The sequence below is a fragment of the Pseudomonas sp. p99-361 genome (assembly GCF_003935475.1).
GTDB classification, from domain to species: domain Bacteria; phylum Pseudomonadota; class Gammaproteobacteria; order Pseudomonadales; family Pseudomonadaceae; genus Aquipseudomonas; species Aquipseudomonas juntendi.
Genome location: NZ_RHQO01000006.1, coordinates 1 through 25,103, shown reverse-complemented (window position 1 = coordinate 25,103; position 25,103 = coordinate 1). Strand labels below are relative to the sequence as shown.

The following is a 25,103-nucleotide window of genomic DNA, read 5'->3' as shown; positions in this document are numbered from 1 at the left end:
CGCATGACTTGGCCGGGGCGCCATCGCTGCGCTACCATCCGACTCCCCAACGCACTCCAGCCAGGATGACGCGATGAACCGAGTGTTGTACCCGGGTACTTTCGACCCCATTACCAAAGGCCACGGCGACCTGGTCGAACGCGCTTCGCGCCTGTTCGACCACGTGATCATCGCAGTGGCGGCCAGCCCGAAGAAAAACCCGCTGTTCCCGCTGGAGCAACGTGTCGCGCTCGCCCGTGAGGTCACCAAGCACCTGCCCAATGTCGAAGTCATCGGCTTCTCTTCGCTGCTGGCGCATTTCGCCAAGGAACAGGGCGCCAATGTGTTGCTGCGCGGCCTGCGTGCGGTTTCCGACTTCGAATACGAGTTCCAGTTGGCGAACATGAACCGGCAACTGGCACCCGATGTCGAGAGCCTGTTCCTGACGCCTTCGGAGCGCTATTCGTTCATTTCCTCGACCCTGGTCCGGGAAATCGCCGCATTGGGCGGTGATATCAGCAAATTCGTCCACCCTGCGGTGGCCGAGGCACTGACCGAGCGTTTCAAGAAGCAAGCCTGACCGCCTGATTGTCGCGCCCGCGTGCACTGCGGGCGCGAATGCGGCACAATTGTGCCCATTGCGTTGAACATGCCCGGGCGCTGAGCCCCGGCCGGAGTCCCCATGTCCCTGATCATTACCGACGATTGCATCAATTGCGACGTCTGCGAACCCGAGTGCCCGAACGAGGCCATCTCCCAAGGCGAAGAGATCTACGTGATCGACCCCAACCTGTGCACCCAGTGCGTGGGTCATTACGACGAGCCGCAGTGCCAGCAGGTCTGCCCGGTCGATTGCATCCCGCTGGATGAGGCGCACCCGGAAACCGAAGAGCAATTGATGGCCAAGTACCGGCGTATTACCGGCAAGGCCTGAACCCTTCGCCCTGCGCGGTTTCTGTAGGAGCGGCCTTGCGTCGCGATGGGCCGCACAGCGGCCCCGGCGGTTTCCGCGCTAAAGCCGAAGTTTCTGTGCAGACGCTGAAATTTTGGGGGCGCTTCGCACCCCATCGCGACACAAGGCCGCTCCTACAGGACGGCAATCACCTGTAGCCTCAGCGCTGGCAGCGTGGGCAGAACACGCTCGCACGCTGCCCCAGCTTCACTTCGCGCAGCTCCGTACCGCATACCTTGCACGGCTGCCCGGCCCGCCCGTACACGAACAGGGTCTGCTGGAAGTACCCCGGCTGCCCGTCACCGCCGATGAAATCGCGCAAGGTGGTACCGCCCTGCTCGATCGCCGCCGCCAGTACCCGCTTGATCTCGATCGCCAGCTTCAGGTAACGCGCCCGGGAAATCCCCCCGGCCGCACGGCGTGGATCGATGCCGGCAGCGAATAGCGCCTCGCTGGCGTAGATGTTGCCCACCCCCACCACCACCGCGTTATCCATGATGAACGGCTTGACCGCCATCGAGCGCCCACGGGACAGCTGGAACAGCCGCTCGCCGTCGAACAGGTCGGTCAACGGCTCCGGCCCCAGGCGCAGCAGCAGCTCGTGGCGCAACGGGTCCTGGCTCCAGAGCATGGCACCAAAACGGCGAGGGTCGGTGTAGCGCAGCATCAGCCCCGACTCCAGCTCGATATCGACATGCTCATGCTTGGCCGCCGGCAAGCCCTGCTCGACCAGGCGCAAGTTGCCCGACATGCCCAGATGGCTGATCAGGGTGCCGACTTCGGCATTGATCAGGAGGTACTTGGCGCGCCGTTCGACAGTGACGATGCGCTGCCCCGACAGGCGCACATCGAGGTCTTCGGGAATGGGCCAGCGCAAGCGCCGGTCACGCACCACCACGCGGCTGACGCGCTGGCCTTCCAGGTGCGGCGCAATACCGCGCCGGGTGGTTTCTACTTCGGGTAATTCCGGCATGTGTCAGTGCCCGCCCAACTCACGAATGTTCTGCTTGAGGTTTTCGAAATCGTAATCCGACAGGCCAATGTAATCGAGCACCAGCGGGCCGACCACACGCCATTCGTGGTCGACTGCCTGGTTGCCCAGCACCCGGTAGGAGGCACAGATATGCTCGGCCATCTTCAGCACCGCCAGCAGGTTTTTCAGCTGGCTCTGGGTGTTGCGCGCGGTGTCGTCGCGGAACACTGCCAGGGCATTGTGGTGGTTGGCGATGGCGGCAGTGAGGTGCTCCGGCAGGCGCCAGGACTTGGCGGTGAAGTAGCCGACCACCGAATGGTTGGTATTGAAGGCGCGGTTTTCGGTATCCACCACCCGCGTTTCGCCGCCGGCCTTGGCATAGGCTTCTTCCAGCACCTCCATGTAGCTGGGGAAGCGCTTGAGCATCAACGGCACGCCACAGTCGTGGAACAGGCCCAGGGTGTAGGCCTCGTCCGCGGGCTGGATACCGGTGCGCTTGGCCAGGGTCAGGCAGGTCATCGCCACGTCCTGGGCGGTATCCCAGAAGCGGTTGAGGGTAACGATGGTCTCGTCGCTCATCTCGCCTTTGATCGACTGGGCGTTGATCAGGTTGATGATCGAACGGCTGCCCAGCAGGTTCACCGCACGCTGGATCGAACCGATCTTGTTGGACAGGCCAAAATGCGGCGAATTGACCAGCTTGAGCAAGGCGCCGGACAGCCCTGGGTCCTGGGAAATCAACTTGGCGATGGTTTCCAGGTCCGGGTCAGGCATGTACTGCTCGAACTGCAGGTCAACCATGATCTGCGGTTGCGGCGGGATGGTGATGCCTTGCAAGGCTTGCTGGATCTGTTCGGCGCTGAGTTCTTGGGACATACGTGCACACTCGTTTAGGACGGTGGATTCTAACCCAGTTGGCCGTGCCGGCGCTTTGTCGTACCTCGAACCGAAGTGCCGGCCAACAGGGTATAATCCCGCTCTTTTTTCCCGGAGCGACGTCATGTCCCTGCCCAGCCTTCGCCTCAAAGCCAATGCCGACCGCCGCCTGCGCGCCGGCCACCTGTGGGTCTACAGCAACGAAGTCGATGTCAGCGCGACCCCACTGCAAGGCTTCCAGGCCGGCCAGCAGGCCATTCTCGAGGCGGCCAACGGCAAACCGTTGGGCATCGTCGCACTCAGCCCGAACAACCTGATCTGCGCACGCCTGCTGTCGCGCGACATCAAGCTGCCGCTGGACAAGTCGCTGCTGGTGCACCGCCTCAATGTCGCCCTGTCGCTGCGCGAGCGCCTGTTCGACCAGCCGTGCTACCGCCTGGTCTATGGCGATTCCGACCTGCTGCCAGGGCTGGTGGTCGACCGCTTCTTCGACATCCTCGTGGTTCAGCTGGCCTCGGCCACCATGGAAGCGCACAAGGACGACGTGATCGCTGCCCTGGTGCAAGTACTCAAACCAAGCGGCATTCTGTTCAAGAACGATTCCGCCGCCCGTGACGCCGAAGGCTTGCAGCGCTATGTGGAGACCGTCTACGGCGAGGTGCCGGACTGGGTGCCGCTGGAAGAGAACGGCGTCAAGTTCGAAGCCCCGGTGCGTGAAGGCCAGAAGACCGGCTGGTTCTACGACCACCGCATGAACCGTGCGCGCCTGGCGCCGTACGTCAAGGGCAAGCGTGTGCTCGACCTGTTCAGCTACATCGGTGGCTGGGGCGTGCAGGCAGGTGCTTTCGGCGCCAGCGAAGTGTTCTGCGTCGATGCCTCGGGCTTTGCCCTGGATGGCGTGGAGCGTAACGCGGCGCTGAACGGCATCGGCGAAAAGCTGACCTGCATCGAAGGCGATGTGTTCGAAGCCCTGCGCGAACTGAAGGCTGCCGAAGAACGCTTCGACGTGATCATTGCCGACCCACCCGCGTTCATCAAGCGCAAGAAAGACCTGAAAAACGGCGAGGCGGCCTACCGCCGGCTGAACGAACAGGCCATGCGCATGCTGAGCAAGGACGGCATCCTGGTCAGCGCCTCGTGCTCCATGCACCTGCCCGAGGACGACCTGCACAACATCCTGCTGACCAGCGCCCGCCACCTGGACCGCAACCTGCAGCTGCTCGAGCGCGGCGGCCAGGGCCCCGACCACCCGGTGCACCCGGCCATTGCCGAAACCCGCTACATCAAGAGCATCACCTGCCGGTTGCTGCCCAACAGCTAGCGGCAAGCTGCAAGCTGCAAGCGCGCCAAGTCGGCTCTGTCTTGTAGCTTGTAGCTTGTAGCTTGTAGCTAGCCACTTGTATCTGAAGCATTCCCTCGCCGCGCCAGGGGTGTAGAATCGGCCTATTCATCGCCAGTCATCCCCGGCGGGTTTATGAGCTCTGGTCAAGCCCGCGGCGATCCCGCGCAGTCTTCGGCCTCATCCGTGCCAGTGGCAACCGGCCTGCGGTACAAAGGACAAGAGAAGCTCACTCCCCTTTTTGTGACCTGATTAAGCCGCCAGGAGTGTTTCATGCCTGATTATCGTTCCAAGACTTCCACCCAGGGCCGCAACATGGCCGGCGCCCGTGCCCTGTGGCGCGCCACCGGCATGAAGGACGAAGACTTCAAGAAACCGATCATCGCCATCGCCAACTCGTTCACCCAGTTCGTCCCGGGCCACGTGCACCTGAAGGACTTGGGCCAGCTGGTCGCCCGCGAAATCGAACGCGCCGGTGGCGTGGCCAAGGAATTCAACACCATCGCGGTCGACGACGGCATCGCCATGGGCCACGACGGCATGCTGTACTCGCTGCCCAGCCGCGAGATCATTGCCGACGCCGTGGAATACATGGTCAACGCCCACTGCGCCGATGCCATCGTGTGCATCTCCAACTGCGACAAGATCACCCCCGGCATGCTGATGGCCGCCCTGCGCCTGAACATCCCGGTGATCTTCGTCTCGGGCGGCCCGATGGAAGCCGGCAAGACCAAGCTGGCCAGCCACGGCCTGGACCTGGTCGACGCCATGGTCATCGCCGCCGACTCCAGCGCATCCGACGAGAAAGTCGCCGAGTACGAGCGCAGCGCCTGCCCGACCTGCGGTTCGTGCTCCGGCATGTTCACCGCCAACTCGATGAACTGCCTGACCGAAGCCCTGGGCCTGGCCCTGCCGGGCAACGGCTCGACCCTGGCCACCCACTCGGACCGCGAGCAGCTGTTCCTGACGGCCGGGCGCACCATCGTCGAACTGTGCAAACGCTACTACGGCGAAAACGACGAGTCGGTACTGCCACGCAGCATCGCCAACTTCAAGGCGTTCGAGAACGCCATGATGCTCGACATCGCCATGGGCGGCTCGACCAATACCATCCTGCACCTGCTGGCCGCGGCCCAGGAAGGCGAGGTGGCCTTCGACCTGCGCGACATCGACCGCCTGTCGCGCAAAGTGCCGCAGCTGTGCAAAGTGGCGCCCAACATCCAGAAGTACCACATGGAAGACGTGCACCGCGCTGGCGGCATCTTCAGCATCCTCGGCTCGCTGGCGCGTGGCGGCCTGCTGCACACCGACCTGCCGACCGTGCACAGCCGCAGCATGGAAGAAGCCATCGCCAAATGGGACATCACCCAGACTGACGACGAAGCCGTGCACACCTTCTTCAAGGCCGGCCCAGCCGGGATTCCGACCCAGACCGCGTTCAGCCAGTCGACCCGCTGGGAAACCCTGGACGACGACCGCGAGAACGGCTGTATCCGCAGCTTTGAGCACGCCTATTCGCAAGAAGGCGGCCTGGCCGTGCTGTACGGCAACATCGCGCTGGATGGTTGCGTGGTGAAGACCGCCGGTGTCGACGAGTCGATCCACGTGTTCGAGGGTACCGCGAAGATCTTCGAAAGCCAGGACAGTGCCGTGCGCGGCATCCTCGCCGACGAAGTGAAGGCCGGCGACATCGTGATCATCCGCTACGAAGGCCCGAAAGGCGGCCCGGGCATGCAGGAAATGCTCTACCCGACCTCGTACCTGAAGTCCAAAGGCCTGGGCAAGGCCTGCGCCCTGCTGACCGATGGCCGCTTCTCGGGTGGCACCTCGGGGCTTTCCATCGGCCACGCCTCGCCGGAGGCTGCTGCAGGCGGCGCCATCGGCCTGGTGCGCGACGGTGACAAGGTACTGATCGACATTCCCAACCGTTCGATCAACCTGCTGGTCAGTGATGAAGAGCTGGCTGCGCGCCGTGTAGAGCAGGACAAGAAAGGCTGGAAACCGGCTGAAGTCCGCCCGCGCAAGGTGACCACCGCACTGAAGGCTTATGCGTTGCTGGCGACCAGTGCCGACAAGGGTGCTGTGCGTAACAAGGCGATGCTCGAAGGGCTGTAAGGCTTCGAAAGCATGAAAGGAAAACCGGCGCACTGTGCGCCGGTTTTTTTATGCCTGCACCGGCCTGTTCGCGAGCTCGCCCGCTCCCACAGGGACCGCACAGCATCTGAAAGTCATGCAATGCAAGTGGGAGCGGGCGAGCCCGCGAAAAGGCCGGCCCACTCTACACAAGCCTTACTGGATCTGCTCCGGCGTCACGATCACCCAGTTCTTGTCCGCCGTCACCGGCAACCCTTCCTTGGCCTGCGCCGCCGCCTGCTTGGCAATCATGCCGTTCAACTGGTCCATGTACTTGGCCTTGCGGTTGATCCACAGGTGGATACCGCCCTTGCCGACGTCTACCCCATGAAACTGCATGTAGCCATCACTGGTTGGCGTGTCGCCGCCCACCAGCACCGGCTTCTTCCACTCATCGATGTAAGTCAGGATCGCCGCCTGCTTGCCCGCCATCCAGGTGGCCGGGGTCCACAGGTACGGGGTCAGTTCCAGCCCTTCGTTGGCTTTGGCGTCGTAGTGCCCGGCACTGATCTGCTTGCGCGCGGTGGTCAACTGGCCATTGGCGCGGTCCTTGAGCAGCAGGCTCACGCCAATCACATTCTGCGGCTTCACGTTGTAGCCGTATTTGGGGTCCGAAGCGACCATGCGCACCAACTCTTCAGAGGCGGCCGAAACCACATAGACCTCGATGCCGTTTTCCATCAGCTTGTTGTACAGCTCGGCCTGGCCCTTGAATACCTTGGGCGGCTGCACGTCGATCGCCTTCACCTGGTCGCCATCGTAATAGGTGCTGGGAATCGGCTGGGTCGAAGCCATCAGTTCGTCCACCTGCACCTTCAACTCCTTGAGGGTGAAGCCGGAAAACACCTGGGCGACCCACGGGTAGCACACCATGTCGTCGATTTCGCACAACCGGTAGTAGTAGCTGAACAGGCTTTCCTTGTGCTCGGCGGTGTCCTTGAACGGTATCAGCTTCAGCGACGGGTCAAGCTTGTCACGGCTCAGCAAGCCTTTGTTTTCCATGAACGGCAGCAAGGCTTCTTCCAGGTCATAGCGGTAACTGGTGTTGTCCATGTCGAACACCGCATAGTTACCTTTGTTGGCATTGGCAGCGATCATGCTGTCGAGCTGCCTGGCTGCATCGGCAGGCCAGTGCTTGAGCTCGGTGGCGAAGGTTTCGATACTGAACAGCAGGGACAAGCCGATAGCGGCAGCTTTCACGGCGACTTTCATGTACGAATCTCCTGAAATGATCTGCCAACGCTAGTGCAACCCGACCGATGGGCGGCAGTCCACACCGACCTTCAGGCAGCAGTAAACGCCGTGTTCATTGCAATTTGCGACATGGCGTTATTCCATAAACGACTATGCACATTCCATTTGGGTATAAAGTCGTTTGTTTTCAGGCTGTTAGCATTTCAGTTCGCAATCGCTCACAGACGCGATGCCACCCTTTGCTTTCTCTGCTGGAGCTTCAATGAACCTGCCGCTGTCACTCAACCTGCTGGCATTCCTGGCCCTGTTGCTGGGCCTGGCACAAACCCGCCGCACCGACTGGAGCCTGGCCAAGAAGGTCTTGCTGGGCCTGGCGCTGGGGGTACTCTTCGGCCTGGCCCTGCACACCGTGTATGGCGCCGGTCACCCGGTGCTCAAGGCCACCATCGCCTGGCTCGACCTGGTCGGCAATGGCTATGTGGGCCTGTTGCAGATGATCGTCATGCCGCTGATCTTCGCCTCGATCCTCAGTGCCGTCGCGCGCCTGCACAACGCCTCGTCGCTGGGCCGTATCAGCGTGCTGAGCATCGGCACCCTGCTGCTGACCACGGCCATTGCCGCGTTGATCGGCATCGTGCTGACCAACCTGTTCGGCCTCAGCGCCGAGGGCCTGGTGGCCGGCGCCCAGGAAAGCGCCCGCATGCAGGTCATCCACAGCGACTATGCAGGCAAGGTCGCCGACCTCAATATCCCGCAGTTGCTGTTGTCGTTCATTCCCAGCAACCCGGTAGGCGACCTGGCGCGGGCCAAGCCGACGTCGATCATCAGCGTGGTGATTTTTGCCGTGTTCGTCGGCCTGGCGGCCCTGCAACTGATCAAGGACGACGCCGAGAAAGGCGCACGTGCGCTGTCGGCCATCGACACCCTGCAAGCCTGGGTCATGCGCCTGGTGCGGGTGGTGATGAAACTGACCCCATATGGCGTGCTGGCCCTGATGACCAAGGTGGTAGCCAGTTCGAACATGGAAGACATCCTCAAGCTGGGCAGCTTCGTGGTGGTGTCCTACCTGGGCCTGGCGCTGATGTTCGTGGTTCACGGCATCATTCTCGCCGCCACCGGCGTCAGCCCGCTGCGTTTCTTCCGCAAGGTGTGGCCGGTGCTCACCTTCGCCTTCACCAGCCGCTCCAGCGCAGCCAGCATTCCGCTGAACATCGAAGCGCAAACCCGCCGCCTGGGCGTGCCGCAGTCGATTGCCAGCTTCAGCGCCTCGTTCGGCACCACCATCGGCCAGAACGGCTGTGCGGGGCTCTACCCCGCCATGCTGGCGGTCATGGTCGCGCCTGCGGTAGGCATCGATACCTTCGACCCGCTGTGGATCGCCACCCTGGTGGCCATCGTCACGCTGAGTTCGGCAGGGGTTGCCGGCGTGGGCGGCGGCGCCACCTTCGCCGCGCTGATCGTGTTGCCGGCCATGGGCTTGCCGGTGGAACTGGTGGCGTTGCTGATTTCGGTCGAGCCGCTGATCGACATGGGCCGTACAGCGTTGAACGTGAATGGCTCGATGACTGCCGGGGTGGTCACCAGCCAGTTGCTGAAAGAGACCGACAAGGACGTGCTGGCCGACGATGAACATGCCGAGCTGAGCCATACCTGACAGATTGCCGGGGCCCACAGGGATTGCATCAGGGCTGACAGGTGTTTGCCACAAGATATGCGGCGCCTGTGAGATCGAGCGCCGCCCGCGCGGCGCTCGATCTCACAGGCACTGCATATCTTGTGGCGACCACCTGTCAGCCCTGATGCGATCCCTGTGGGAGCTGGCTTGCCGGCGATGGGCCGCCAAGCGGCCCCCAGAAATCTCAAACCCTGTCCCAAACCTCGAAGTGATACCCAGGCTTGCCTTCTTCACCCTGTGCCTCGCTCGACACCAGCTTCCACTGCCCCTGGTCGAACTCGGGAAACCAGGCATCCCCCTCTGGCGCCAATTCCACCCGCGTCAGGTACATCCGGCTGACCAGCCCTTTCTCCAGCGCCTGCCCATAGAGCTGCGCCCCGCCAATCAGCATCAGCTCATCGACGCCTTTTTCTCGCGCCCACTGTTCGGCCCGCACCAGCGCCTGTTCCAGCGAACCGAAGACTTCGGCGCCCTGCAGCTGCAGCCCAGGCTGCCGGCTGACCACGATATTCAACCGCCCGGGCAGCGGCCGGCCCAGTGAGTCCCAGGTCTTGCGCCCCATGATGATCGGCTTGCCCAGGGTGGTGGCCTTGAAGTACTTGAAGTCCCCCGGCAGATGCCAGGGCATGGAATTGTCGATGCCGATCACACGGTTCTCGGCGTGAGCCGCGATCAGGCTGAGGGGGAGTGATGTATTCATGCCAGCGAGGATAGCACCGGGCGTGTGGGTTATGCTTCTGCCCTGACCTGTGCAATGGAAGACCTTGTGACCGCACCGACTCCACTGGACAAACGCTGGCTGACCGAAGCGGTCCGCCTGCGCGAAGAACACGCCGGCCTGCTGGAAGACCAGGCAGCCAACCGTCATGCGCGCCAGCGCGGCGGCGACTTGGCGGCGCGCATCGAAAGCCGGGCGCTGTTCCTGGCCGAACGCGACGGCATGGCCACGGCCCTGCGCCACTGGAAGCAGGGCGCACGCCTGGCGGTGCTGGCCCTGCTGCTGCTAGCCGTGCTCAGCGGCGCCGGCCTGGCCCTGGCGGCGCTTGGCGACGGCCAGCGCCCGGTCAACGTCTTCTGGGCGTTGGGCAGCCTGCTGGGGCTGAACCTGCTGACACTGCTGGGCTGGGCCATTGGTTTTGCCCTCAGCGGCGAACACGGTGCGGGGTTGGGCCGTTTGTGGCTATGGCTGAGTGAGCGCTTCGCCCGCGATGCCAAGGCCGCGCACCTGGGCCCGGCACTGCTGGTACTGCTGCAGCGCCAGCGCCTCAACCGCTGGCTGCTAGGCCTGCTGGTACACAGCCTGTGGCTGCTGGCGATGCTCTGCGCGCTGGGCATGCTGCTGGCTCTACTGGCCACCCGTCGCTATGGCTTCGTGTGGGAAACCACCCTGCTCGCCGCCGACCCGTTCATCCAACTCACCCAGGCGCTGGGCGCGCTGCCTTCGCTGCTGGGCTTTGCCGTGCCCGACGAGGCCATGATCCGCGCCAGTGGCGACAGCCAGCCGGCCCTCGACGTGGCGCGCCAGGCCTGGGCCAGCTGGCTGCTCGGCGTGGTGCTGGTATATGGCCTGTTGCCCCGCGTGCTGCTGGCCGGATTGTGCCTGTGGCGCTGGCGCCAGGGCCGTCAGCGCCTGACCCTGGACCTGAGCCTGCCGGGTTACGCCCAACTGCGCGAAGCGCTGATGCCGCGCAGCGAGCGCATCGGCGTGCAGGACGCGGCCCCCGAGGCGTTGCCAGGGTTCGCCGCCGAGCAGTTGCAAAGCGCCAGCAGCGGCGCCCTGCTGGTGGGCCTGGAACTGGACGACCAGCGGCCCTGGCCACCCCGCCTGCCCCCAAGCGTGACCGATGCCGGTGTGCTCGACAGCCGCGAGTCGCGCAACCGCCTGCTCGAGCAACTCAGCCGCTTTCCGCCGGCACGCCTGGCCATCGCCTGTGACCCGCGCCGCTCGCCCGACCGCGGTAGCCTGGCGCTGCTCGCCGACCTGGCACGCAATGCTGGCGCCACGAGGGTCTGGCTGCTGCAGGCAGCACCCGGCCAGGCGCTGGACGCTCGGCGCCTGGGCGACTGGCATGAAGCCCTTGAGCGGCTGGGCCTGCCCTATGCCGACACCTCACCGCTGACCTGGCTGGAGCATGGCCATGACTGAGCCGCTGAAATTGGCCGTGGTCGGCCACACCAACGTTGGCAAGACCTCGCTGCTGCGCACCCTGACCCGCGACGTGGGCTTCGGCGAGGTGTCCCACCGCCCCAGCACCACTCGCCATGTCGAAGGCGCGCGGCTGTCGGTGGACGGCGAACCGTTACTGGAGCTTTACGACACGCCAGGGTTGGAGGACGCCATCGCCTTGCTCGACTACCTAGAGCGGCTGGAGCGCCCGGGCGAGCGCCTGGACGGCCCTGCCCGCCTCGAGCGGTTCCTGCAAGGCAGCGAAGCGCGCCAGCGTTTCGAGCAGGAAGCCAAGGTGCTGCGCCAGTTGCTGGCCAGCGACGCCGGCTTGTATGTGATCGATGCCCGCGAGCCAGTGCTGGCCAAGTACCGCGACGAACTGGAGGTGCTGGCCAGTTGCGGCAAGCCACTGTTGCCGGTGCTCAACTTTGTCGCCAGCCACCAGCACCGCGAGGCGCAATGGCGCGAAGCCCTTGCCCGGCTTGGCCTTCACGCGTTGGTACGGTTCGACAGCGTAGCCCCACCCGAGGACGGCGAACGCCGCCTGTACGAAAGCCTGGCCCTGCTGCTGGAAAGCGCCCGCCCGGCCTTGCAACGGCTGATCGACGACCAGCAGGCCCAACGCCTGGCCCGCCAGCACAGCGGCAAGCGCCTGATTGCCGAACTGCTGCTGGACTGCGCTGCCTGCCGGCGCAGCGTCGATGCCGAACCGGCGGCCGAAGCCCGGGCCATCGAAGCGCTGCGCCAGGATATTCGTCAGCGTGAGCAACGGTGTGTCGAAGCCCTGCTCAAGCTGTATGCCTTCCGCCGCGACGATGCCCACGCCAGCGACCTGCCGCTGCTGGATGGGCGCTGGGGCGATGACCTGTTCAACCCCGAAACCTTGAAGCTGCTGGGCGTACGCCTGGGCAGCGGCGTAGCCGCCGGCGCAGCGGCAGGTGCCGGGGTCGACTTGCTGGTTGGCGGGCTTACCCTGGGGGCAGCGGCACTGGCCGGGGCGCTGGCCGGCGGTGCGTTGCAGACGGCGCGCAACTATGGCGCGCGCTTGCTGGGCAAACTCAAGGGCAAGCGCGAGTTGACCGTGGACGATACGGTGTTGCGCTTGCTGGCCTTGCGTCAGCAGCAGTTGATGGTGGCCCTGGACAGCCGCGGGCATGCAGCGCAGGACAGCATCAGGCTGGGTGAACTGGATGAAAAGGCCTGGCGTGAGGGCAAGCTGCCAGAGGCACTGGTCAGGGCGCGGGCGCATCCACAGTGGTCCACCCTGAACCCGGGGGCGAAGCTGAACCAGGCCGAGCGCCAGGAACAGCTGGAGGCGCTGGTGTCTCAGTTCTGAACGGGCGGCGAGCCTGAACCGCCCCATACGCACCAGGCAGGCCCTTATTTGCGCAGCAGGCGCAAACCGTTGAACACCACCAGAAGGCTCACGCCCATGTCGGCAAATACCGCCATCCACAGGGTGGCCATGCCGGCAAAGGTGATCGCCAGGAATATGGCCTTGATGCCCAGCGCCAGAACGATGTTCTGCAGCAGGATCGCCCCGCTTTGCCGCGACAACCGAACGAAGGCCGGGATTTTCCGCAAGTCATCGTCCATCAGCGCCACATCGGCGGTTTCGATGGCGGTATCGGTGCCGGCCGCGGCCATAGCGAAACCGATCTCGGCACGGGCCAGTGCCGGCGCATCGTTGATGCCGTCACCGACCATACCCACCCGGTGGCCCTGGGCGTACAAGGCTTCAATGCTTTGCAGTTTGTCGGCCGGCAGCAGGTTGCCCTCGGCGCGGTCGATGCCTACCACGGCGGCAATGGCCTGGGCGGTGTGCGGGTTGTCACCGGTCAGCATCACCGTCTTGATGCCCAGCTCATGCAGTTCGGCAATCGCCTGACGGCTGCTTTCCTTGACCGTGTCGGCCACTGCAAACAGCGCCAGCGGGCCGCTGGGGTCGAGTAGCAGGACCACGGTCTTGCCCTGGCGCTCCAGCCCATCCAGGCGGGCCTCCAACTCGGGCGAACACAGCCCCAGTTCCTCGACCAGGCGGTGATTGCCCAAGTGGTAGACCTGGCCGTCGATGGTGCCACGCACGCCCCGCCCGGCCAGGGCGGCAAAGTCGTCTACCTCGCTCAAGGCCAGGCCTTGCTGCCTGCCGAACTGGGCGATGGCTCGCGACACCGGGTGGTCCGAACGCTCGCCCAGGCTGGCGGCCAAGGCCTGGGCGCGGCCTTCGAACAGCGGCGCCAGCACCTCGGCGTCGGTCTGGGCAGGTTTGCCATGGGTGATGGTGCCGGTCTTGTCCAGGGCCAGGAAGTCCAGGTGGCGGCCGCCTTCCAGGTAGATGCCCCCCTTGACCAGAATACCCTTGCGCGCAGCGGCGGCCAGGCCACTGACGATGGTCACCGGGGTGGAGATCACCAGGGCGCACGGGCACGCCACCACCAGCAGCACCAAGGCGCGGTACACCCAGTCGAACCAGGCACCGGCCATGAACAGCGGCGGCACCACCGCCACGGCCAAGGCGATGGCGAACACCACCGGCGTGTAGATGCGCGAGAAGCGGTCGACGAAGCGCTGGGTCGGCGCCCGTGCCCCTTGCGCCTGCTCCACAGCCTTGATGATCCGGGCCAGGGTCGACTGCCCGGCAGCAGCGGTCACGCGGAACTCCAGCGCCCCTGCCTGGTTGATGGTGCCGGCAAACAACTTGTCGCCGACCGCCTTCTCCACGGGCAGGCTTTCGCCGGTGATCGGCGCCTGATCGACGCTGGATTGCCCACTGGTCACTTCACCGTCCAGGCCAATGCGCTCGCCAGGGCGCACCCGCACCTGTGCACCGATGGCTACCTCACGCACTGGCACCTCACGCCACTGGCCATCGGCTTGCTGCACCGTCGCCATGTCCGGCGTCAGTTGCATCAGGCCGCTGATGGCATTGCGCGCACGGTCCAGCGAGCGGGCCTCGATCAGCTCGGCGATGGTGAACAGCACCATCACCATGGCTGCCTCCGGCCACTGCCCGATCAATACCGCACCCGTGACGGCGATGCTCATCAGGGCGTTGATGTTGAGGTTGCGGTTTTTCAGGGCGATCCAGCCCTTTTTATAGGTGCCCAGACCGCAGCCGAGTATGGCTGCGAGTGCCAGCGCGGCCACCACCCACTCCGGCGCAAGCGCAGAAAAGTGCACGATTTCCGCGGCGATTGCCGCAGTACCCGCCAACGCCAGTGGCCACCAACGGGTTTTCGCCGGTGCCGATGCGCTGGCGCTGCCGTCGTCTTCGGCGCCCAGCGGCTCGGCTTTCATGCCCAGGCTGTCGATAGCCCGCTCGATTTCGGCGGTACCACCCAGGGTGTGGCGCACGCCAAGCACGCGGTTGATCAGGTTGAATTCCAATTGCTCGACGCCAGCCAGCTTGCCGAGCTTGTCCTGGATCAAGGTCTGCTCGGTGGGGCAGTCCATGGCATCGATGCGGAAGCGGCTGAGGTGCGCGTGGCCACTGGCCTGCTCGCTCAACTGCACCAGCGCCGGCGCAGCTTCGGCACTGCAGCAGCTGTGCCCATGGGCATGATCGTGGTGGTGACCGTGCTTGTGTTCGTGGCTGACAGGCTGGTTCATGGGGGGTCCTTAAAGTGAGCCTGTTGCCAAGTGAACACCCTGTAGCCACTATAGGGTCAAGCCATTAGCGGGGAATTTGGTAATGAAGATCGGTGAACTGGCCAAAGCCACTGACTGCGCGGTGGAAACCATCCGCTACTACGAGCGGGAAAACCTGCTGCCCGCACCTGCGCGCAGCGACGGCAACTACCGCCTCTACACCCAGGCGCATGTCGAGCGGCTGACGTTCATCCGCAATTGCCGCACGCTGGACATGACCCTCGATGAAATCCGCAGCCTGCTAAGCCTGCGCGACAGCCCGGCTGACGCGTGCGGCAGCGTCAACGCGCTGATCGACGAGCATATCGAGCATGTGCAGGCGCGCATCGACGGGCTGGTAGCGTTGCAGGCGCAGTTGATAGAACTGCGCCGGCGCTGCAGCGCACAGGGGGCAGAATGCGCGATCTTGCAGCAACTGGAGACGAATGGTGCGGTAACGGTGCCGGAAACCGAGCATTCGCACGTGGGGCGCAGCCACGGGCATTGAGGAACACGATCTCCCGTGGGAGCGGCTTCAGCCGCGAACACCGGCAAAGCCGGTGCCAGCCACCGCGTCGCCTGCTTCGCGGGCACGCCCGCTCCCACAGGTTAGGGTGCTGGCTTCAAGCTCACGCTGCAGATGTAGGAGCGGCCTTGTGTCGCGAAAGGGGCGCAAAGCGCCCCCGGCCATCCCAGGACCTACACCGCCATCGGCGCTGTCATCGGCGCATGGTGCTCATAGCCTTCCAGCCAGAAATCACTCGGCTCGATCTTCTCCAGCCACTCGGGCTCGTACTTGCCCGTTTCGGCAAACGCCGGCACCCGGTCACTGATCACCAGCTTCGGCGCTTCCAGCGGCTCGCGCTTGAGCTGCTCGTTGAGCATGTCCAGGTGGTTTTCATACACGTGGGCATCGCCGATGAAGTAGGTGAACCAGCGCGGGGTGTACCCGGTCAGGCGGCCGAACAGGGCCAGCAGCGCCGCACCTTCGGTAAGGTTGAACGGCGTCCCCAGGCCCAGGTCGTTGGAACGGATGTAAAGCGTCAGGGAAATTTCCCTGGTCTCGACATTCGGATGGAACTGGTACAGCAGGTGGCACGGCGGCAGCGCCATCTCGTCGAGCTGCGCGCAGTTCCAGCCGTGGAACAGGATGCGCCGGCTGCCCGGGTCGTTGGCGATGGTGTCCAGGCACTGGCGCACCTGATCGATAGCCTTGTACAGGATGACGAAGGCGACACCGTCTTCCTCGTCCTGGGCAATGCGGCGGAAGCCCGCCTGCTCGGCCATGGCGATAGCGGCAGGGTTGCCCAGCGGGATGCGCTTGTAGCCAGGCCACTGGCGCCATTGCACGCCATAGATTTCACCCAGGTCATCATGGCCCTGGCGGAACGGGTTGGCCAACCACTGGGCGTTTTCGTTGGCATTCTGGTCCCACACCTTGCAGCCCAGCTCGCGGAACTCACCGGCGTTCTTCACGCCGCGCAGGAAGCCGACCATCTCGCCGATCGCCGACTTGAACGCCAGCTTGCGCGTGGTAATGGCCGGGAAGCCCTTCTGCAGGTCGAAACGCAGCATCGCACCCGGCAGGCTGATGGTGCGGATGCCGGTGCGGTTGCCCTGCAGCGTGCCGTTTTCGATAACGTCGCGGACCAGGTCCAGATACTGTTTCATGGCTTACCTGTAGCAGATACGGCAGGGGGATCGCCCCTGCCGTGGGATTAATCAGGCGGGATTCGCCGTGGGCTTGCGATTATAAGCCCACCAGATCAGGCCGAGGCCAGCAAGGATCATCGGCACGCAGAGAATCTGACCCATGGTCAGCCAGCCCCACGCCAGATAGCCCAGCTGGGCGTCCGGTACGCGAACGAACTCGACGATGAAACGGAAAATGCCATAGAACAGCGCGAACATGCCGGACACGGCCATGGTCGGCCGCGGCTTGCGCGAGAACAGCCAGAGGATCACGAACAGAGCCACGCCTTCCAGCGCAAATTGATAGAGCTGCGACGGGTGGCGCGGCAGTTGCGCGGGGTCGCTGAAGGGCGGGAAGATCATCGCCCACGGCACGTCGGTCGGCTTGCCCCACAATTCGGCGTTGATGAAGTTGCCGATACGCCCGGCGCCCAGCCCGATCGGCACCAGCGGCGCGACAAAGTCCATCAGCTCGAAGAACGACTTGTTGTTGCGCTTGCCGAACCACAGGGCTGCCAGCATCACCCCAATGAAGCCGCCGTGGAACGACATGCCACCCTTCCACACCTCGAAGATCAAGGTCGGGTTGGCCAGGTAGGCGTGCAGGTCGTAGAACAGCACGTAGCCCAGGCGGCCACCGACGATTACCCCCATCGACAGCCAGAACACCAGGTCGGAGAGCTTTTCACGGGTCCAGGTCGGGTCGAAACGGTTCAGCCGACGCGAGGCCAGCAACCAGGCGCCACCGATGCCGATCAGGTACATCAGGCCGTACCAGTGAATTTTCAGCGGGCCAATGGCCACGGCCACGGGGTCTATCTGCGGGTAAGGCAGCATGGAACTTCCTCTCGATTCAAATCAAAAAGCTGAGGCCAACACAGAACAGCAGGGCTGCGAACAGGCGTTTCAACAGGCGCGGCGACAGCTTGTGCGCCAGGCGCGCGCCAAAGCGGGCGAAAAACATGCTGGTCACGGCAATGCCGACCAGCGCTGGCAGGTACACGTAACCCAGGCTGTGGGGCGGCAGGTGCTGCTCATGCCAACCTAGCAGCATGAAGCTCAAGGCACTGGCCATGGCGATCGGCAGGCCGCAGGCAGAGGATGTGGCCACTGCCTGTTGCATGGGCAGGCTGCGCGAGGTCAGGAAAGGCACGGTCAGCGAGCCACCCCCAATGCCGAAAATGGCCGAGGCCCAACCGATCACCCCACCCGCGCCGACCAGCACAGGCTTGCCAGGCACACCATGGCTGGCCTTGGGCTTGAGGTCCAGGGCCATTTGCGCGGCGATGACCAGGGCGAAGACACCAATGATCTTTTGCAGGAGCGGGCCCTGGATCAGCGAGGCGGTCTTGGCGCCGACACCGGCCCCCAGGAGGATGCCCAGGGTCATCCAGGCGAATATCGGCCATTGCACCGCGCCCTTGCGGTGGTGTTCGAGCACGGCGTTGATCGAGGTGAACACGATGGTCGCCAACGACGTACCCACCGCCAGGTGGGTCAGTACCGAGGCGTCGAAACCCTGCAGGCTGAAGCTGAACACCAGCACCGGCACGATGATGATGCCGCCGCCCACGCCGAACAGCCCCGCCAGCACGCCGGCACAGGCGCCCAACAGCAGATAGAGCACGAATTCCATTCGGCATCCCCGAGAAATCAATCCGGCATGGTAACGGAAGCCGGGTTCGAGGCTCTAGTGAAGTCTGTGTCAGGATGGATCCTGCCCGCAGCTGTGGGTACAGTGGCAGAAAACACAGAGGCCTGACCGATGTGCCTGATCGTATTCGCCTGGCGGCCGGGGCACGCCCTGCCGCTGATCGTCGCGGCCAACCGCGATGAATTCTACGCCCGCCCTGCCCAGGCCCTGGCGGCCTGGGAGGATGCGCCCGGGGTGCATGCCGGGCGGGACCTGGAGGCCGGTGGCACCTGGCTGGGCGTGGGCCCACAGGGGCGCTTTGCGGCGCTGACCAATATCCGTGACCCGCGGCAGGCGCAGGGCCCCCGCTCGCGCGGCGAGTTGGTGGCGGGGTATCTACGGGGTGAGCTGGGGGTTGAGGCTTACCTGGACGAGGTGGCCAGCCGTAGCGGGCAGTATTCGGGGTTCAACCTGCTGGTGGGTGATGGGCGCCAGCTGGGTTACCTGCATGGCCCAGACGTGGCGCCGCGCCTGCTGGAAGCCGGGGTGTACGGGCTGTCCAATGCCGGGCTGGATACCCCATGGCCGAAACTGGTAAAGGCCCGAAGCGGGCTGCAGAGCTTGCTGGAAAGGCCGGAGCCGCCACAGTTGCTGGCGCTGCTGGCCGATGGCGAGCCTGCAACTGACGGTGAGCTACCAGACACAGGCGTGGGAATGGCGACCGAGAAGCTGCTGTCGAGTGTGTTTATTGCCAGCCAGAGTTATGGGACACGCGCGAGTACTGTGCTGATTATGGATGATCAGGGCAGAAGGCGCCTGATCGAGCGCAGTTTCGGGCCGCTTGGTGGGCACCTGGGGGAGGTTGAGCTGTCGGTCTGAACAGCGCCTTTCGTGGGAGCGGGCGTGCCCGCGAAGAGGCCCGAACAGGCAACCCCCCCCTTACAGGGTTTTATTGGCCCCAGGCCCGATCATCCGCGCCAGCCCCAGGTTTTTCAGCGCCAGCTGCAACGAGCTGTGGATAACTTGCGGGTTGTCGTGGCTCAAGGCTTCGACCAGCAGCTCCTTGGCCTTGCCCATGTTCACCTGGCGCAGCATCCACTTCACCTTGGGCAGGTTGGTGGCGTTCATCGAAAGGCTGTCGAAACCCATCGCCATCAACAGGATCGCTGCCGCGGGGTCACCCGCCATCTCGCCGCAGATGCTGACCGGTTTGCCCTCGCCATGGGCATCACGCACCACGGTGTTCAGCGCCTGCAGCACCGCCGGGTGCAAGTAGTCGTACAGGTCGGCGACCCGTGGGTTGTTGCGGTCCACGGCCAGCAGGTACTGGGTAAGGTCGTTGGAACCGACCGACAGGAAATCCACCTGCCGCGCCAACTCCTTGGTCTGGTACACCGCCGCAGGGATCTCCACCATGACGCCAACCGGCGGCATCGGCACGTCGGTGCCTTCGTCGCGCACCTCGCCCCAGGCCCGGTGAATCAGGTGCAGCGCCTCTTCCAGCTCGTGAATACCGGAAATCATCGGCAGCAGGATGCGCAGGTTGTTCAGGCCCTCGCTGGCTTTGAGCATGGCGCGGGTCTGCACCAGGAAGATTTCCGGGTGGTCGAGGGTCACACGGATGCCGCGCCAGCCGAGGAACGGGTTGTCTTCTTTGATCGGGAAATACGACAGCGCCTTGTCGCCACCAATGTCGAGGGTGCGCATGGTCACCGGCAGTGGGTGGAAGGCCGCCAACTGCTCACGGTAGATGGCCAGCTGCTCTTTTTCGCTGGGGAAGCGCTGGTTGATCATGAACGGCACTTCGGTGCGGTACAGGCCCACCCCTTCGGCACCGCGTTGCTGGGCCCGGGCCACATCGGCCAGCAGGCCGGTATTGACCCACAACGGCATGCGGTGGCCGTCAGGGGTGATGCAGGGCAGCTCGCGCAGGGCATCCAGGCCCTGGGCCAACTGGCGCTCTTCCTCGACCACGTCGCTGTACTGCTTGCGCAGCACTTCGCTCGGGTTGGTGAACACCTCGCCCTTGTAACCGTCGACGATCAGCTCGATGCCGTCGACCTTGGAGTAAGGCAGGTCGACCAGGCCCATTACCGTGGGGATACCCATGGCACGGGCCAGGATGGCAACGTGGGAGTTGCCCGACCCCAGTACCGACACCAGGCCGACCAGCTTGCCTTCCGGCACTTCGCCGAGCATTGCCGGGGTCAGCTCTTCACTGACCAGGATGGTGTTGTCGGCGTAGACCAGCGACTGCGAGCGGGCCTCTTGCAGGTAGGCCAGCAAACGCCGGCCCAGGTCCTTCACGTCGGAGGCACGCTCGCGCAGGTAGTCGTCGTCCATCAGCTCGAAACGGTTGACGTGCTCGCCGACCACCTGGCGCAGGGCGCCCTGGGCCCACTGGCCGGTCTTGATGACCGCGGTCACCTCGCCGCCCAGCGCTGCGTCTTCGAGCATCATCAGGTACACATCGAACAGGGCGCGCTCTTCCGGGCGCAGTTGCGTCGCCAGTTTGGCCGACAGTTTGCGCATGTCTTCGCGCACGCCTTCAAGGGCGTTTTCGAACAGCTTGAGCTCGGCGTCGATGTCATCGACGGCCTTGTCGGGCACCACTTCGAGGTCGGCAGGCGGCAACATGACCACGGCACGCCCTACGGCAGCGCCTGGCGAGCCAGGCACGCCAACGAAACGCGCTTCCTGGATGCCCTTGCCCTGCCGGCCCAGGCCACGGATCGAGCCGGTGGCCTCGGCGTGGGCGATAACCCCGGCAAGCTGGGCGCTCATGGTGACCAGGAACGCTTCTTCGCCCTCGTCGAACTGGCGACGCTCCTTCTGCTGGATGACCAGTACCCCGACCACGCGGCGGTGGTGAATGATCGGTGCACCCAGGAACGAGGCGAATCGCTCTTCGCCAGTTTCTGCAAAGTAGCGGTAACGCGGGTGGTCGGCGGCGTTTTCCAGGTTCAGCGGCTCTTCGCGGGTACCGACCAGGCCGACCAGGCCTTCGTTGGGCGCCATGCTGACCTTGCCGATGGAGCGTTTGTTCAGGCCTTCGGTGGCCATCAGCACGAAGCGATTGGTTTCCGGATCAAGCAGGTACACCGAGCAGACTTGGCTGCCCATGGCCTCCTTGACGCGCAAGACAATGATCCCCAACGCCGACTTGAGATCTTTGGCGGAGTTTACTTCCTGGACGATCTTGCGCAGCGTATTGAGCATGGCTCGGGGTCGAACTCCGTCGTCAGTCGCGCGTCAGAAGACGCGGTGCTAGCTCTTTCAGGGCGCGCCGGTATACCTCGCGCTTGAATGTCACAACCTGGCCCAGCGGGTACCAATAGCTCACCCAACGCCAGCCGTCGAACTCCGGCTTGCCGGTGAGGTCCATTCTTACCCGTTGTTCGTTGCTGACCAGGCGCAGCAGGAACCACTTCTGCTTCTGGCCGATGCACAGCGGCTGGCTGTGGGTCCGCACCAAGCGCTGCGGTAAACGATAACGCAACCAGCCACGGGTGCAGGCAAGAATTTCCACATCATCGCGTTCAAGGCCAACTTCTTCGTTCAGCTCGCGGTACAGGGCATCTTCCGGCGTTTCGTCAGGGTTGATTCCACCCTGGGGAAATTGCCAGGCATCCTGGTTGATCCGTCGAGCCCATAGCACCTGCCCGGCATCATTCGTGAGAATGATCCCGACATTGGGGCGAAAACCATCCGGGTCGATCACGGCAGCAACCTCGCAAACGCATGTCACCGCATTGTTCCACAAAGCTTGCGAGCGCAGCAACGCGCCCGCCACGCTTATGTGCCGCGACGTGACAACTCCTTGTTCGGTGAAAGCAAGGTGATGCAGGCAAGCGTTGGCCGCTGCTTCGTCAGACTGGCTTGGCGCCCATCAGCCCGGCGATGGACAGCAGGCAGACGCCACTGAACACCGCCAGCGCCAAGGTGAAGCGCAACCCTACCGGCTCGGCCTTGCGCAGCCGGTTCAGCCGCACCAGCAGCCACCACACGGCAAACGCACCAAGCGTATAGATGACGCTGGACGCCAGCACCCAGGTCTGGCCCAGCGGCCAACCGACCAGGTGCACCAGCCACCAGCCGGTGAACGGCATGCTTACCAGGCACAGCACCATTACCAGCCACACGAACACCAGCGGCCGGCGCACCAGCTTGGCATAGGCCTGCGCATCGCCCTGGCGGCGGGCGCGCACGGTCCACACCGCCAGGCCCAGGGCACCCAGCAGCAGGAGTGCAGTGGCGATGATGTGCAGCGTTTTCAGGGTGGTCAGATGTTCCATGTGTGCGTTGTCCTTGAGCAGGCCTTCAGCCCAGCTTAGCCGCTCAGCCGAGGAACAGCTTGTAAGCCGGGTTCTCGGTTTCGTCCCAGTAGGGGTAACCAATCTTGGCCAGTGCCGCTGGCACCAGGTGACGCTCGTCTTCCGGCACCTGCAGGCCCGCCACCACACGCCCGTCTGCCGCGCCGTGGTTACGGTAGTGGAACATCGAGATATTCCAGCGCCCACCCAGCTTGTCGAGGAAATTGAACAGCGCCCCTGGCCGTTCCGGGAACTCGAAGCGCAGTACCATTTCATCGCTGGCACCGGCCGAGTGGCCGCCGACCATATGACGAATGTGCAATTTGGCCAGCTCGTTGTCGGTCAGGTCCGTTACCGGGAAGCCCTGCTCGCTCAAATGCTGCACCAGGGCTGCGCGCGGGTCGTTTTCCGGGTGGGTCTGCACGCCCACGAAGATATGCGCCTCGTCCGAGGTGTGCTTGCGGTAGTTGAACTCGGTGATCTGGCGTTTGCCAATCGCCTGGCAGAACGCCTTGAAGCTGCCCGGGCGTTCAGGAATGGTAACGGCGATGATCGCCTCGCGCTTTTCACCCAGTTCGGCACGCTCGGCCACATGGCGCAAGCGGTCGAAATTGACATTGGCGCCGGAGTCGATTGCCACCAGGGTCTGGCCGGTCACGCCGTACAGTTCGACGTAACGCTTGATGCCCGCCACACCCAACGCGCCGGCAGGCTCGGTGATCGAGCGGGTATCGTCGTAGATATCCTTGATTGCGGCACAGATTTCATCGGTGCTGACCGTGACCACTTCATCCACATGGTGGCGGCAGATATCGAAGGTGTGCTGGCCGATCTGCGCCACCGCCACGCCGTCGGCGAACAGCCCGACCTGCGGCAGCACCACGCGCTCACCCGCGGCCATGGCCGCCTGCAGGCAGTTGGAGTCATCCGGTTCTACACCAATGACCTTGATTTCCGGGCGCAGGTACTTCACGTAGGCGGCAATACCGGCGATCAGGCCACCGCCGCCCACCGGCACGAAGATCGCGTCCAGCTGGCCAGGGTGCTGGCGCAGGATTTCCATGGCCACGGTGCCCTGCCCGGCGATGGTGTGCGGGTCATCGTAAGGGTGGACATAGACCAGGCCCTTTTCATCCACCAGCTTCAGCGAATAGGCCAGCGCCTCGGGGAACGAGTCGCCATGCAGCACCACCTTGCCGCCACGCGAGCATACGCCTTCGACCTTGATCTCCGGGGTGGTCTTGGGCATCACGATGGTGGCCTTGATGCCCATTTCCCGCGCGGCCAGGGCCAGGCCCTGGGCGTGGTTGCCGGCCGAGGCAGTGACCACGCCGCGGGCCAGTTCTTCCGGGGGCAGCTGGGCCAGCTTGTTGTACGCCCCGCGGATCTTGAACGAGAACACCGGCTGCAGGTCTTCGCGCTTGAGCAGAATCTGGTTGCCCAGGCGCTTGCTCAGTTGCCCGGCGCTCTGCAACGGGGTTTCGACGGCAACGTCATAGACGCGCGAGGTGAGGATCTTCTTGACGTACTGTTCGAGCATCGGGAAAGCATCACTGGGCCGCGGGACAAGGGCTGGAAGTCTACCCCAGCGCTACGTCGGGCGACCACAGCAAAGCCGTGCGAGCCGTTATACTAGGCAACTTTGAAACCGCCCTGCCCCTTCCGGAGCCCGCATGACCCAGGACCAACTCAAACAGGCCGTCGCCCAGGCCGCTGTCGACTTCATTCTGCCCAAGCTGGATGACAAGAGCGTCGTCGGCGTCGGTACCGGTTCGACCGCCAACTTCTTCATCGATGCCCTGGCTCAGCACAAGACCGCCTTCGACGGTGCCGTCGCCAGCTCCGAGGCCACGGCCCAGCGCCTGAAGGGGCATGGTATTGCGGTGTACGAACTGAACAGCGTCAGCGAGCTGGAGTTCTACGTGGACGGCGCCGATGAAAGCGACGCACACCTGAACCTGATCAAGGGCGGCGGCGCAGCCCTGACCCGCGAGAAGATCGTTGCAGCAGTGGCCAAGACCTTCATCTGCATCGCCGATGCCAGCAAGCTGGTGCCGGTGCTGGGCGCCTTCCCACTGCCGGTCGAGGTGATCCCGATGGCCCGCAGCCACGTGGCCCGCCAACTGGTCAAGCTGGGCGGCGACCCGGTGTACCGCGAGGGTGTGGTGACCGACAACGGCAACGTGATCCTCGATGTGTACAACCTGCAGATCACCAACCCGGTGGAGCTGGAAGCACAGATCAACGCCATTGTTGGCGTGGTGACCAACGGCCTGTTCGCGGCGCGGCCGGCGGACCTGCTGTTGCTGGGTACTGCCGAAGGTGTGAAGACCCTGACGGCCAATTAAACCGCTTCGCGGGTAAACCCGCTCCTACAGCGATCGCCACTGGCCTGGAGCCTGGCGAGCTATCTGTGGGAGATTCTATGGTTTCTGGCAAGGGTAGCCGCTGCATCTTCAGTGCCTGTGAGATTGAGCGCCGCCCGCGCGGCGCATCGCGAGCTGCGCTCGCTCCTACGTTTGTTTCGGGCCAGTAACCCCTGTGCCAGAT

At 64.2% G+C, this 25,103-nt stretch carries 22 protein-coding genes; 10 read left to right on the top strand and 12 right to left on the bottom strand.

Annotated features, from left to right (window positions below):
• The first annotated feature begins 73 nt into the window (after window positions 1-73).
• Both coaD and EGJ22_RS04490 read left to right on the top strand, forming a co-directional pair.
• On the top strand, window positions 74-559 hold the full coding sequence (gene coaD, locus EGJ22_RS04495) for a pantetheine-phosphate adenylyltransferase (protein ID WP_009683358.1): 486 nt from the start codon (window positions 74-76) through the stop codon (window positions 557-559).
• A 102-nt stretch (window positions 560-661) separates the two neighbouring features.
• Window positions 662-913 carry a YfhL family 4Fe-4S dicluster ferredoxin gene (locus EGJ22_RS04490; RefSeq protein WP_009683359.1) on the top strand — a complete coding sequence of 84 codons (252 nt, stop codon included), beginning with the start codon at window positions 662-664 and terminating at the stop codon, window positions 911-913.
• 178 nt (window positions 914-1,091) lie between these two features.
• Here the strand turns inward: EGJ22_RS04490 and mutM are convergent, their stop codons facing one another.
• Together mutM and EGJ22_RS04480 are read right to left on the bottom strand one after the other, a co-directional pair.
• A complete protein-coding gene (gene mutM / locus EGJ22_RS04485) occupies window positions 1,092-1,904 on the bottom strand; it encodes a bifunctional DNA-formamidopyrimidine glycosylase/DNA-(apurinic or apyrimidinic site) lyase (RefSeq protein ID WP_009683360.1) in 813 nt (270 codons plus the stop codon).
• 3 nt (window positions 1,905-1,907) lie between these two features.
• Complete coding sequence (locus EGJ22_RS04480; protein WP_172828440.1) at window positions 1,908-2,726, bottom strand: HDOD domain-containing protein; 819 nt, start codon at window positions 2,724-2,726, stop codon at window positions 1,908-1,910.
• A gap of 178 nt (window positions 2,727-2,904) precedes the next feature.
• On the opposite strand from EGJ22_RS04480, the gene EGJ22_RS04475 reads away from it, so the two are divergent.
• Together EGJ22_RS04475 and ilvD are read left to right on the top strand one after the other, a co-directional pair.
• A complete protein-coding gene (locus EGJ22_RS04475; protein WP_009683362.1) occupies window positions 2,905-4,101 on the top strand; it encodes a class I SAM-dependent rRNA methyltransferase in 1,197 nt (398 codons plus the stop codon).
• Between the two features lie 291 nt (window positions 4,102-4,392).
• Window positions 4,393-6,234 carry a dihydroxy-acid dehydratase gene (ilvD, locus tag EGJ22_RS04470; RefSeq protein WP_009683363.1) on the top strand — a complete coding sequence of 614 codons (1,842 nt, stop codon included), beginning with the start codon at window positions 4,393-4,395 and terminating at the stop codon, window positions 6,232-6,234.
• 174 nt (window positions 6,235-6,408) lie between these two features.
• On the opposite strand, the gene EGJ22_RS04465 is transcribed toward ilvD, so the two are convergent.
• Window positions 6,409-7,464, bottom strand: a complete 1,056-nt coding sequence (locus EGJ22_RS04465; protein ID WP_009683364.1) for a phosphorylcholine phosphatase — start codon at window positions 7,462-7,464, stop codon at window positions 6,409-6,411.
• Between the two features lie 244 nt (window positions 7,465-7,708).
• On the opposite strand from EGJ22_RS04465, the gene EGJ22_RS04460 reads away from it, so the two are divergent.
• A complete protein-coding gene (locus EGJ22_RS04460; RefSeq protein ID WP_029887465.1) occupies window positions 7,709-9,100 on the top strand; it encodes an L-cystine transporter in 1,392 nt (463 codons plus the stop codon).
• Window positions 9,101-9,305: 205 nt separating this feature from the next.
• Here the strand turns inward: EGJ22_RS04460 and EGJ22_RS04455 are convergent, their stop codons facing one another.
• On the bottom strand, window positions 9,306-9,821 hold the full coding sequence (locus tag EGJ22_RS04455; protein WP_029887255.1) for a dihydrofolate reductase: 516 nt from the start codon (window positions 9,819-9,821) through the stop codon (window positions 9,306-9,308).
• 54 nt (window positions 9,822-9,875) lie between these two features.
• On the opposite strand from EGJ22_RS04455, the gene EGJ22_RS04450 reads away from it, so the two are divergent.
• Window positions 9,876-11,267, top strand: coding sequence for a DUF2868 domain-containing protein (locus EGJ22_RS04450; protein WP_029887256.1), 1,392 nt, complete (start codon window positions 9,876-9,878; stop codon window positions 11,265-11,267).
• Window positions 11,260-12,624 (top strand): GTPase/DUF3482 domain-containing protein, encoded by a 1,365-nt coding sequence (locus EGJ22_RS04445; RefSeq protein ID WP_029887257.1) that lies wholly within the window; start codon window positions 11,260-11,262, stop codon window positions 12,622-12,624. The genes EGJ22_RS04450 and EGJ22_RS04445 overlap by 8 nt, the downstream gene beginning before the upstream one ends.
• 44 nt (window positions 12,625-12,668) lie before the next feature.
• Here EGJ22_RS04445 and EGJ22_RS04440 read toward each other — a convergent pair whose 3' ends face one another.
• Complete coding sequence (locus tag EGJ22_RS04440) at window positions 12,669-14,897, bottom strand: heavy metal translocating P-type ATPase (RefSeq protein ID WP_029887258.1); 2,229 nt, start codon at window positions 14,895-14,897, stop codon at window positions 12,669-12,671.
• 82 nt (window positions 14,898-14,979) lie between these two features.
• On the opposite strand from EGJ22_RS04440, the gene cadR reads away from it, so the two are divergent.
• Window positions 14,980-15,423, top strand: a complete 444-nt coding sequence (gene cadR, locus EGJ22_RS04435; RefSeq protein ID WP_029887259.1) for a cadmium resistance transcriptional regulator CadR — start codon at window positions 14,980-14,982, stop codon at window positions 15,421-15,423.
• Window positions 15,424-15,614: 191 nt separating this feature from the next.
• Here the strand turns inward: cadR and EGJ22_RS04430 are convergent, their stop codons facing one another.
• The 3 genes from EGJ22_RS04430 to EGJ22_RS04420 are packed head-to-tail and all read right to left on the bottom strand — an operon-like array spanning window position 15,615 to window position 18,243.
• Entirely contained in the window at window positions 15,615-16,586 is a 972-nt protein-coding gene (locus tag EGJ22_RS04430) for a thymidylate synthase (protein WP_029887260.1), read from the bottom strand.
• Between the two features lie 51 nt (window positions 16,587-16,637).
• Window positions 16,638-17,444, bottom strand: a complete 807-nt coding sequence (gene lgt, locus EGJ22_RS04425) for a prolipoprotein diacylglyceryl transferase (RefSeq protein ID WP_009685084.1) — start codon at window positions 17,442-17,444, stop codon at window positions 16,638-16,640.
• Between the two features lie 16 nt (window positions 17,445-17,460).
• A complete protein-coding gene (locus EGJ22_RS04420; protein WP_029887261.1) occupies window positions 17,461-18,243 on the bottom strand; it encodes a sulfite exporter TauE/SafE family protein in 783 nt (260 codons plus the stop codon).
• A gap of 129 nt (window positions 18,244-18,372) precedes the next feature.
• On the opposite strand from EGJ22_RS04420, the gene EGJ22_RS04415 reads away from it, so the two are divergent.
• Window positions 18,373-19,119 carry an NRDE family protein gene (locus EGJ22_RS04415; protein ID WP_029887262.1) on the top strand — a complete coding sequence of 249 codons (747 nt, stop codon included), beginning with the start codon at window positions 18,373-18,375 and terminating at the stop codon, window positions 19,117-19,119.
• Between the two features lie 60 nt (window positions 19,120-19,179).
• Here EGJ22_RS04415 and ptsP read toward each other — a convergent pair whose 3' ends face one another.
• The 4 genes from ptsP to ilvA form a co-directional block, all read right to left on the bottom strand.
• Window positions 19,180-21,459, bottom strand: a complete 2,280-nt coding sequence (gene ptsP, locus EGJ22_RS04410; protein WP_009685081.1) for a phosphoenolpyruvate--protein phosphotransferase — start codon at window positions 21,457-21,459, stop codon at window positions 19,180-19,182.
• A 22-nt stretch (window positions 21,460-21,481) separates the two neighbouring features.
• The gene (locus EGJ22_RS04405; RefSeq protein ID WP_003249017.1) at window positions 21,482-21,961 is read right to left on the bottom strand and encodes an RNA pyrophosphohydrolase; all 480 of its coding nucleotides are present in this window, start codon (window positions 21,959-21,961) and stop codon (window positions 21,482-21,484) included.
• A gap of 148 nt (window positions 21,962-22,109) precedes the next feature.
• Window positions 22,110-22,535, bottom strand: coding sequence for a DUF2269 domain-containing protein (locus tag EGJ22_RS04400; RefSeq protein ID WP_064314774.1), 426 nt, complete (start codon window positions 22,533-22,535; stop codon window positions 22,110-22,112).
• A gap of 43 nt (window positions 22,536-22,578) precedes the next feature.
• Complete coding sequence (ilvA, locus tag EGJ22_RS04395; protein WP_125920150.1) at window positions 22,579-24,093, bottom strand: threonine ammonia-lyase, biosynthetic; 1,515 nt, start codon at window positions 24,091-24,093, stop codon at window positions 22,579-22,581.
• 133 nt (window positions 24,094-24,226) lie between these two features.
• Here ilvA and rpiA point away from each other — a divergent pair, with 133 nt between their 5' ends.
• Window positions 24,227-24,901, top strand: a complete 675-nt coding sequence (rpiA, locus tag EGJ22_RS04390; RefSeq protein WP_029887812.1) for a ribose-5-phosphate isomerase RpiA — start codon at window positions 24,227-24,229, stop codon at window positions 24,899-24,901.
• The last annotated feature ends 202 nt before the right edge of the window (window positions 24,902-25,103 follow it).